Origin of the sequence: Bradyrhizobium sp. (genome assembly GCF_027451485.1) — a bacterium.
Lineage (GTDB): Bacteria > Pseudomonadota > Alphaproteobacteria > Rhizobiales > Xanthobacteraceae > Bradyrhizobium.
This window is the reverse complement of sequence record NZ_DAIDJE010000054.1, coordinates 1-8,735: the sequence shown is the minus strand read 5'-3', so window position 1 is coordinate 8,735 and position 8,735 is coordinate 1. Positions and strand designations below refer to the sequence as shown.

Here is an 8,735-nt window from a genome sequence, read left to right as displayed (position 1 = left end):
ATTCCCGCACTGTCCAGCGCATCGGTCAAAAGACGCAACGTCTCCGGAGAATCATCGACAACCAGCGCGATGTCGCGTCTCTTAGATTCAGCGATCATGGCTTTGCAGCTTCATCAGGATTGACATGTACCGGTCGAGATCGAAGCGATCGATCAACGTGCGCATTTCCGAGACGAAATCCCGATGCTCGGGATAGTCGGCCCCTATATTATCGAGCTTGACCTGGATCGCACGGATGTAGCCAAGCTGGCCCAGGTTGATGAGCTCCTCGATCTCGCTTGCCGGCGGCTGCGCGCCGTGGCCCGGCTTCCACCTCGCTGCCGCGACCGGCGCATCGTCGTATTGCCATTCGATCTTGAGAAGCTGGCGGATCAATTCGAACAGCCGCGGAATATCGATCGGCTTCATCAGGTAACCGTCGTGAAACGGCTGTGCCAGCGGGGCACCATGGGCTTCGAGCGCGCTGGCCGAGACCATCAGAATGCGCGCCTGGTGATGGCCATTGCTCCGCAGCGTTTCCGCCACCGTCCAGCCGTCCATGCCCGCCATCGAGATATCCAGCAAGAACAAATCCGGACGGCAGTGCTGGGCGAGCGCGAGGCAACCGGGGCCATCGGCCGCGCTGAGCAGGATAAAGCCGAGTGGCGCCAGCACTTCACGCATCAGGTCGCGCTGGACCGGGTCGTCGTCTGTAATCAGGATGGTCTTGCGGGTCCCCAGGTAACCGCACGGCATAGCGTTGACCGGCGTGATCCGTTTCGGATTCGCCACTTCCGACAAGAGCAACTTCACCCGGAACGTGCTGCCGGCACCTACTGAACTCGTGACCTGAATATCCCCTCCCATCACGCCCGCGAGCAGACGGCTGATGGTCAGCCCCAATCCGGTACCAGTCTGCGGCTGTGAAGCGCCGAGCGCACCACGCTCGAAGGGAGCAAAGATGCGCTCAAGATCCGAAGTCTGAATACCGGGTCCGGTATCGATCACCTCGAATTCCGCAACGGGGCTGCGATAGTGCACGACCAGCTCCACCCCTCCCGACTGCGTGAATTTGATCGCATTGGAAAGCAGGTTGATCAGGATCTGCCGCAACCGCTTCTCGTCAGCATAGACGACCGAAGGCAGCGTCGGCGCGCGCTTGAAGACGAACTCGATCCCCTTTGCGGCAGCCTGGAGACGGAACATACCGACGAGTTGATCGAGAAATTCGCCGATGCGGACCTCATCGCGCGACAGGTAAAGCCGGCCGGCCTCGATTTTGGAGATATCGAGAATGCCGTCGATCAGACCGGACAGATGATCCGCGCTGCGGCGGACCACCCTCACCTGATCGCGCGGCTTGGTACCGAGGCTCGTGTCCTGTTCGAGGAGCTGTGCGTAACCCGATATTGCGTTTAGAGGTGAACGCAACTCGTGGCTGAGACCCACGACGTAGCGGCTCTTGGCAAGGTTGGCTGATTCAGCAACTTCTTTGGCGCGCTGCAATTCAGCATCAGTACGCTTGTGAGCGTCGATTTCCTGGATCAGAAGCGCGGTTTGGCGTCGGGTTTCAGCCTCCGCGGCGCGCCGGCTCTGCTGTGCCAGCACGAACAGCCAGGCGACGACTCCAATGATGATCGACAATGCAAAGAAGACTTTCCAAAGCGTGTCCCAAAGGAGCAACTGGTCGACATCGACGTTCGCTGTGGTTTGAAGATAAATCAGACTAAGCGTCAGGCCCACCAGGCCGGCGGACACGGCAAATACGCCGAGATAGTGTCCAACTTGGGAATTGACACGGGCATAGATCGGCCTCGGCAGCAGCTTGCCGAGGCTTTCAGATATCTGGCTCTGGATGCGGGCATGCGGTTTGCAGAGATCGTGGCAACGTGCATCGAGCGAGCAGCACAAGGAGCAGATCGGTCCCGCGTAGGCAGGACAGGCCGCCATGTCTTCGGGCTCAAATCTATGCTCGCAAATGCAGCACTTGATCGCCTCGATGTTCTGCCAGCTCCGTTTCGGCTTGCGCGCGATGTAGTATTTGCCGCCGGTCGCAAAAGCGATCAGCGGCGCCGTGAGGAAAGCCACCGTAAGCGCAACGAACGACGATAACGCCTTGGCCGTCGGTCCGAACAAGCCGTAGAACACGCTGATCGAAACGATTGTCGCGATCGACATGGCGCCGACCCCGACCGGATTGATGTCATAGAGATGCGCACGCTTGAATTCCATTTGGCGCGGTCTCAAGCCGAACGGCTTGTTCACGACGAGATCAGAGACCAATGCGCCCACCCAGGCGATCGCAACGTTGGAATAGAGCGCAAGCGTATGCTCCAGCGCCTTGTAGACGCCGATCTCCATCAAGAGCAACGCAACCAGCACATTGAATACCAGCCAGACCACGCGCCCGGGATGGCTATGGGTCAGCCGCGAGAAGAAATTCGACCATGCGATCGATCCGGCATAGGCGTTGGTAACGTTGATCTTGACCTGCGAGAGGATCACGAAGATGCCGGTCACCCCCAGGGCAAGGTCGGGTTGGGCCAGCACATAGCGGAAGGCCTGAAGATACATGTGCGCTGGCTCGGCCGCGTGCTCGTAGGACGAGCCGTGGTTGACCGCGAAAAAGGCAAGAAACGATCCCGCCAACAGCTTCAGCGCACCGAGAACAATCCAACCGGGGCCGGCCATCATCAGTGCGATCCACCACGACTTCTTCGAGGCACGCCGATCACGTGGAAGGAATCGTAGAAAGTCGACCTGCTCACCGATCTGCGCCACCAGCGAGAACACGACGGAGGCGGCGGTGCCGAACAGCAATAGATCGAACTGACCGGAACTGCCGTGCTCTCCGGCAAACCTCGTCCACTCCGCAAAGGAATGCGGGTTGGCGTAAGCGATCGCGGCAAAGGGGATGACGTGCAGCACGATCCATAGCGGCTGCGTCCACAGCTGAAAGCGGCTGATCAGCGTGATGCCATGAGTAACGAGGGGAATGATGACGACGGCGCTGATCAGGTAGCCGATTGGCCGCGGAATGCCGAGACACATATCGAGCGCGCTCGCCAGAATGACGGCTTCGATGGCGAAGAAGATGAAGGTGAAGGACGCATAGATCAGTGACGTGATCGTAGAGCCGATATAGCCGAAGCCCGCACCGCGCGTGAGCAAGTCAATGTCGATGCCACATTTTGCGGCGTGATAGGCGATGGGAAGCCCACAGCAGAAAATGATGGCGCTAACAACGAGGATGGCAGCCGTCGCGTTGCTGACGCCGTAGTTGAGCGTGATGGTTCCGCCTATCGCTTCGAGGGCCAGGAACGAGATGGCGCCAAGCGCCGTATTGGCGACACGGGCGGCCGACCACCGCCGAGCGCTCTTGGCGGTGAAGCGGAGCGCATAGTCCTCCAGCGTCTGGTTAGCAACCCATTGATTATACTGGCGTCTGACGCGGTCGATCCGCTGCCGCCCTGCCACTCTGCGCTCCCGATCAAATGCTCATCCGCATCTGAGCTGCAACTTGGATGCCAGAATCTAGGTCGGGATTTTGCGGTGCAATATACGCGATCTTGCGTATCTGTGCGCCGCACAATCCACGCCATCCTCGTCCGGCAAGACCATTTCCTCGAACACGAATGGGGGTACTCATGTCAGACGAGATCAAGGGCGGCCTGAAGTCGCCGCTCCGGCGCAGACTGCTCGCAGGAATGGCGGCGCTTCCTGCCATTTCCCTGCTTCCGCGACCGTCATGGGCCGATGTGCCCGCAACTTCGGCAGTCAACACCACCGGGCTGGCGGTCACCGATACAGATGTGACCGTCGGCATTCTGCACTCGGTCACCGGTACCATGGCGATTTCGGAAACCGGATCGGTGGAAGCCGAGAAACTGGCGATCGCGCAGATCAATGCCGCGGGCGGCGTGCTCGGGCGCCAGATCAAGTTCATTCAGGAAGACGGCGCCAGCGACTGGCCTACCTTTGCCGAAAAGGCCAAGAAGCTGCTGGTCAACGACAAATGCGCCGCGGTATTTGGCTGCTGGACTTCGGCCTCGCGGAAGGCGGTGCTGCCGGTGTTCGAGCAGTACAACGGCATGCTCTATTATCCGACCTTCTACGAAGGCCTCGAGCAATCCAAGAACGTCATCTATACCGGTCAGGAGGCCACCCAACAGATCATCGCAGGGCTCGACTGGGTCAACAAGACCAAGGGCGCCAAGACCTTTTATCTGCTCGGTTCGGACTACATCTGGCCCCGCACCTCGAACAAGATCGCGCGCAAGCACATCGAGGGCCACCTGCAAGGCTGCAAGGTCGTCGGTGAAGAATATTTCCCGCTCGGCCACACGCAGTTCAACTCGGTGATCAACAAGATCAAGCTGACCAAGCCGGATGTGATCTACGCGATCATCGTCGGTGGTTCCAACGTCGCCTTTTACAAGCAGCTCAAGGCGGCCGGAATCGATCTCTCAAAGCAGACGCTTCTCACGATCTCGGTTACGGAAGACGAAATCGACGGCATCGGCGGCGAGAACATCGCCGGCGCCTATGCCTGCATGAAGTACTTCCAGTCGCTCGACAATCCGAACAACAAGGCGTTCGTCGCCGCATTCAAGAAGATGTGGGGAGAGAAAACGGTGATCGGCGATGTGACACAGGCCGCCTATCTCGGCCCCAATCTCTGGAAACTCACGGTGGAAAAAGCCGGCTCCTTCGACATCGACAAGATCGCAGCCGCATCGCCCGGCGTCGAGTTCAAGGGGGCGCCGGAAGGGTACGTACGCATCCACGAGAACCATCATCTTTGGTCGAAGACGCGCGTCGGTCGCGCGCGTGCCGACGGCCAATACGATGTGATTTACGAGACTGCGGATCTGGTCGAGCCGAATCCGTTTCCGAAGGGCTACCAGTAAGAGCTCTGCCCGCCTGCTTCCCAGCACGATCGGCGTGGACTTTCGCAGCCCGCGCCCCAAGCCCCGCGCCGCATCGAGGCGCTGACCCGGCAATGGAAAAAGGACGGATCATGTTCGGTGACTATTCGCTCAGCGATCTCGGCGCCATCTTCGCGATGCAGGGCTTTGCCGGGTTGATCCTTTTTTCGGTCTACGTGCTGATGGCGCTTGGGCTTGCCATCATTTTCGGCCAGATGGGGGTCATCAACATGGCCCACGGCGAGTTTATGATTTTGGGGGCTTATGTCACCTGGATGACATCGAACGTTTTCCAGAAATATGCGCCCTGGCTGTTTCCCGAATACTTCTTCGCCGCAATGATCCTGGCGTTCATAGCCTCGGGCGCCCTCGGCATGCTGGTCGAATGGGCGCTGATCCGGCATCTCTACAAACGTCCCCTCGACACGTTGCTCGCGACCTGGGGCCTTAGCCTGATCCTGCAGCAGGCTTATCGCTCGATTTTCGGCGCGCGCGAGGTCGGTGTCGAGTTGCCTGCATGGATGATGGGTTCCTGGCAGGCAACGGATTCGATCCAGATTCCGATCAACGGTATGTTCGTGATGGGCCTGACCGTCCTGATCACCATCGCTGTGGCCTACGTGCTGTTCTGGTCGAGCTGGGGCAAGCAGGTGCGCGCGGTCGTGCAGAACCGCGTCATGGCAGGCGCGGTCGGCATCAACACCGAAAAAGTCGATCGCTATACGTTCGGCCTCGGCTGCGGCATCGCTGGCGTCGCCGGATCGGCCTTCACCATGATCGGTTCAACGGGCCCCACCGCCGGTCAGCTCTACATCGTCGACACCTTCCTGGTCGTCGTGTTCGGCGGCGCAGCCAGCCTGCTCGGCACCATCGCCTCCGCCTTCACGATCTCGCAGACCGACTCGACGCTGGAGTTCTTCATGTCCGGGTCTATGGCCAAGGTCATCACCCTGCTTGCGATCGTCGCCATCCTGATGATGCGGCCGCAAGGCTTGTTCGCTCTCAAGGTCCGGAAATAAGAGCAAGAGGGCTTTAGCCATGATCATCAATTCGCGCTTCTTCAATCGGTCGGAACTCATCGGCTTTCTTACCCTGGCCCTCTTGCTCTTTGTCATCCTGCCGCTGTCGCTTGACGTATTTCGCCTGAACCTGGTCGCGAAATATCTGACCTACGCCTTCGTCGCGATCGGTCTCGTGATGTGCTGGGGCTACGGCGGCATTCTGAGCCTTGGCCAAGGTGTATTCTTCGGACTCGGCGGCTACTGCATGGCGATGTATCTCAAGCTTGAGGCGTCGAGTGTCGCAAACACCAAAATCCAGTCGACCCCCGGCATTCCGGATTTCATGGACTGGAATCAGCTGACTCAGCTTCCCTTTTTCTGGAAGCCATTTCACAGCCTTCCGATCACGCTCGCCGCGATCATTCTCGTGCCGGCGTTTTTTTCCTTCGTCATCGGCGCCGCGATGTTCAAGCGCCGCGTCGGCGGCGTCTATTTCGCCATCATCACGCAAGCGATTGCGGCAATTCTCACGATCCTGATTGTCGGTCAGCAGGGCTATACCGGCGGCATCAACGGCATTACCGACCTGCGTACGCTGCACGGCTGGGATATCCGCACGGACCATGCAAAGTTCATCCTTTACTTCGTCGAGGTGATACTGCTGTTCGCCTGCATCGTCGCAGCGCAGTTCATTCGCCTGACCAAGCTCGGTCGCATCCTGGTGGCGATGCGTGAGCAGGAAGACCGTGTTCGCTTCTCCGGCTATAGCGTCGCCAATTTCAAGATCTTCGCATTCTGCGCGGCGGCGGTATTTGCCGCCATCGGGGGAGCCTTGTTTACCCTCGAAGTCGGCTTCATGTCGCCGTCCTTTGTCGGCATCGTGCCGTCCATCGAAATGGTGATCTACACGGCCGTCGGCGGCCGCTTGTCGATATTCGGAGCGGTCTACGGCACGCTGCTGGTCAACTTTGCCAAGACGGCGCTGTCTGAGTCCTTCCCGCAACTCTGGCTATTCGGCCTTGGCGCCCTCTTCATCGGTGTCGTGCTTGCCTTCCCCAATGGCCTCGCGGGAATTTGGCAGGATTACATCCAGCCCCGCATCGATCGCCTGATGGCGGCACGCAAGAACCCTACTTTTAAATTGCCTGACAATTCCGTTGCTAACGGCGCACCGGCCGAGTGAGGAGATCGACATGCGCATCGGCCATCAGCCCAAGAACTTTCTGCTCGCAGTCGAAGCCCTCACCGTCTCATTCGACGGCTTCAAGGCGGTGAACAACCTCTCCCTTTATGTCGAGGAAAACGAGATCCGCGTGATTATCGGCCCGAACGGCGCCGGCAAGACCACCGTGCTCGACTTAATCTGCGGCAAGACCAAAGCGACTTCCGGCTCGATTCAGTTCCGCGGCAAAGAGCTTACCAAACTGAAAGAGAACCAGATCGTGCAGGCGGGCGTCGGGCGCAAGTTCCAAACGCCGTCCGTCTTCGAAGACCTCACAGTGTTCGAAAACTTGGAAATTTCTTATCCGCGCGGCCGCTCTGTCTTCGGTTCCCTGACGTTTCAGCGGGATAAGGCAGTGAAGGAGCGGGTCGAGGAAGTCGCCGAAATGATTTTCCTGAAAGACCGCCTGGACACTTATGCGGATCAGCTCAGCCATGGTCAGAAGCAATGGCTCGAGATCGGCATGCTGCTGATCCAGGACCCGGACCTCCTGATGCTCGATGAACCGGTCGCCGGGATGAGCGTCAACGAGCGCACCAAGACCGCCGAATTGCTCAATCGTATCATCAAGGATCGCTCGGTTCTGGTGATCGAGCACGATATGAAATTCGTCGAAGACATCGCCCACAAGGTGACGGTTCTGCATCAGGGCCAGATACTTTCGGAAGGCTCGATGGACCACGTCAAAACTGATCCCAAGGTCATCGAGGTCTATCTCGGGCACTAGATGATAGCGAGATGGTTAAGAGCCAAGGAGCGCTTTGATGCTGGCAATTTCCAACCTTCACGTCGCCTACGGGCAGAGCGAAGTTCTGCACGGCTTGAACGTATCCGTCGCGCCGAATGAAATCGTCGCCATCATGGGCCGTAACGGCATGGGAAAAACCACGCTGATGAAATCGCTGATGGGAATTTTGCCGACCAAGAGCGGCTCAGTGACCATTGCCGGCAGCGAGCTCAGCGGCTTGCCCAGCTACGAGCGCGTGGCCAAAGGTCTCGCTTACGTCCCCCAGGGTCGAATGATCTTCTCCACCATGACGGTGCAGGAAAACATCGAGACCGGCCTTGTCGTGTCCGGCGAGAGCGAGGTCCCCGGCAGCATCTACCAACTCTTCCCGGTACTGCTGGAAATGAAGAACCGGCGTGGCGGAAATCTGTCCGGAGGTCAGCAGCAGCAGCTCGCGATTGCGCGCGCGCTCGCCACCAAGCCAAAAGTGCTGCTGCTCGATGAGCCGACAGAGGGCATCCAGCCATCGATCATCAAGGATATGGCCCGAACCTTGAAGAAAATCCGCGACGAGCGAGGCTTGTCGATTGTCGTCTCCGAGCAGGTCTTGAGCTTTGCGCTCTATATCGCCGACCGCGTGCTCGTTATCGAAAACGGCGAAATCGTGCGGGATGATCCGCGCGACGGCGCCGATGCGGCGCAGATATCAAAATACCTATCCGTCTGACCTTTTTTTGGCTCGTAAAACAGGGGAGCGTTGAGATGCCAGAGACACTGATCAAGGTTGATCTTACCAAGTCACCTTATGAAAATGACATGATCCATAACCGATGGCATCCGGACGTGCCGATCGTGGCTTGGGTCAATCCGGGCGACGA

At 58.7% G+C, this 8,735-nt stretch carries 7 protein-coding genes and 1 pseudogene; 6 read left to right on the top strand and 2 right to left on the bottom strand.

Annotation, left to right across the window (positions count from 1 at the left end):
• A pseudogene (locus NEZ08_RS08175) lies at positions 1–98 on the bottom strand (DNA-binding response regulator); the annotation flags it as partial.
• Positions 88–3,456, bottom strand: a complete 3,369-nt coding sequence (locus tag NEZ08_RS08170) for an ATP-binding protein (RefSeq protein ID WP_298106103.1) — start codon at positions 3,454–3,456, stop codon at positions 88–90. The gene NEZ08_RS08170 and the pseudogene NEZ08_RS08175, both read right to left, overlap by 11 nt.
• 170 nt (positions 3,457–3,626) lie before the next feature.
• Here NEZ08_RS08170 and urtA point away from each other — a divergent pair, with 170 nt between their 5' ends.
• The 6 genes from urtA to NEZ08_RS08140 all read left to right on the top strand — a co-directional run.
• On the top strand, positions 3,627–4,889 hold the full coding sequence (gene urtA / locus NEZ08_RS08165; RefSeq protein ID WP_298106102.1) for an urea ABC transporter substrate-binding protein: 1,263 nt from the start codon (positions 3,627–3,629) through the stop codon (positions 4,887–4,889).
• A gap of 110 nt (positions 4,890–4,999) precedes the next feature.
• The gene (gene urtB / locus NEZ08_RS08160; RefSeq protein ID WP_298106105.1) at positions 5,000–5,926 is read left to right on the top strand and encodes an urea ABC transporter permease subunit UrtB; all 927 of its coding nucleotides are present in this window, start codon (positions 5,000–5,002) and stop codon (positions 5,924–5,926) included.
• Positions 5,927–5,945: 19 nt separating this feature from the next.
• Positions 5,946–7,091 (top strand): urea ABC transporter permease subunit UrtC, encoded by a 1,146-nt coding sequence (urtC, locus tag NEZ08_RS08155; protein ID WP_298106101.1) that lies wholly within the window; start codon positions 5,946–5,948, stop codon positions 7,089–7,091.
• 10 nt (positions 7,092–7,101) lie between these two features.
• Positions 7,102–7,857: an urea ABC transporter ATP-binding protein UrtD gene (gene urtD, locus NEZ08_RS08150; protein WP_298106100.1), complete on the top strand. Its 756-nt coding sequence runs from the start codon at positions 7,102–7,104 to the stop codon at positions 7,855–7,857.
• A gap of 37 nt (positions 7,858–7,894) precedes the next feature.
• Positions 7,895–8,584 carry an urea ABC transporter ATP-binding subunit UrtE gene (gene urtE / locus NEZ08_RS08145; RefSeq protein ID WP_298106099.1) on the top strand — a complete coding sequence of 230 codons (690 nt, stop codon included), beginning with the start codon at positions 7,895–7,897 and terminating at the stop codon, positions 8,582–8,584.
• A gap of 35 nt (positions 8,585–8,619) precedes the next feature.
• Positions 8,620–8,735 (top strand): acetamidase/formamidase family protein (locus NEZ08_RS08140; RefSeq protein ID WP_298106104.1); only part of this gene is annotated, 116 nt, incomplete at its 3' end.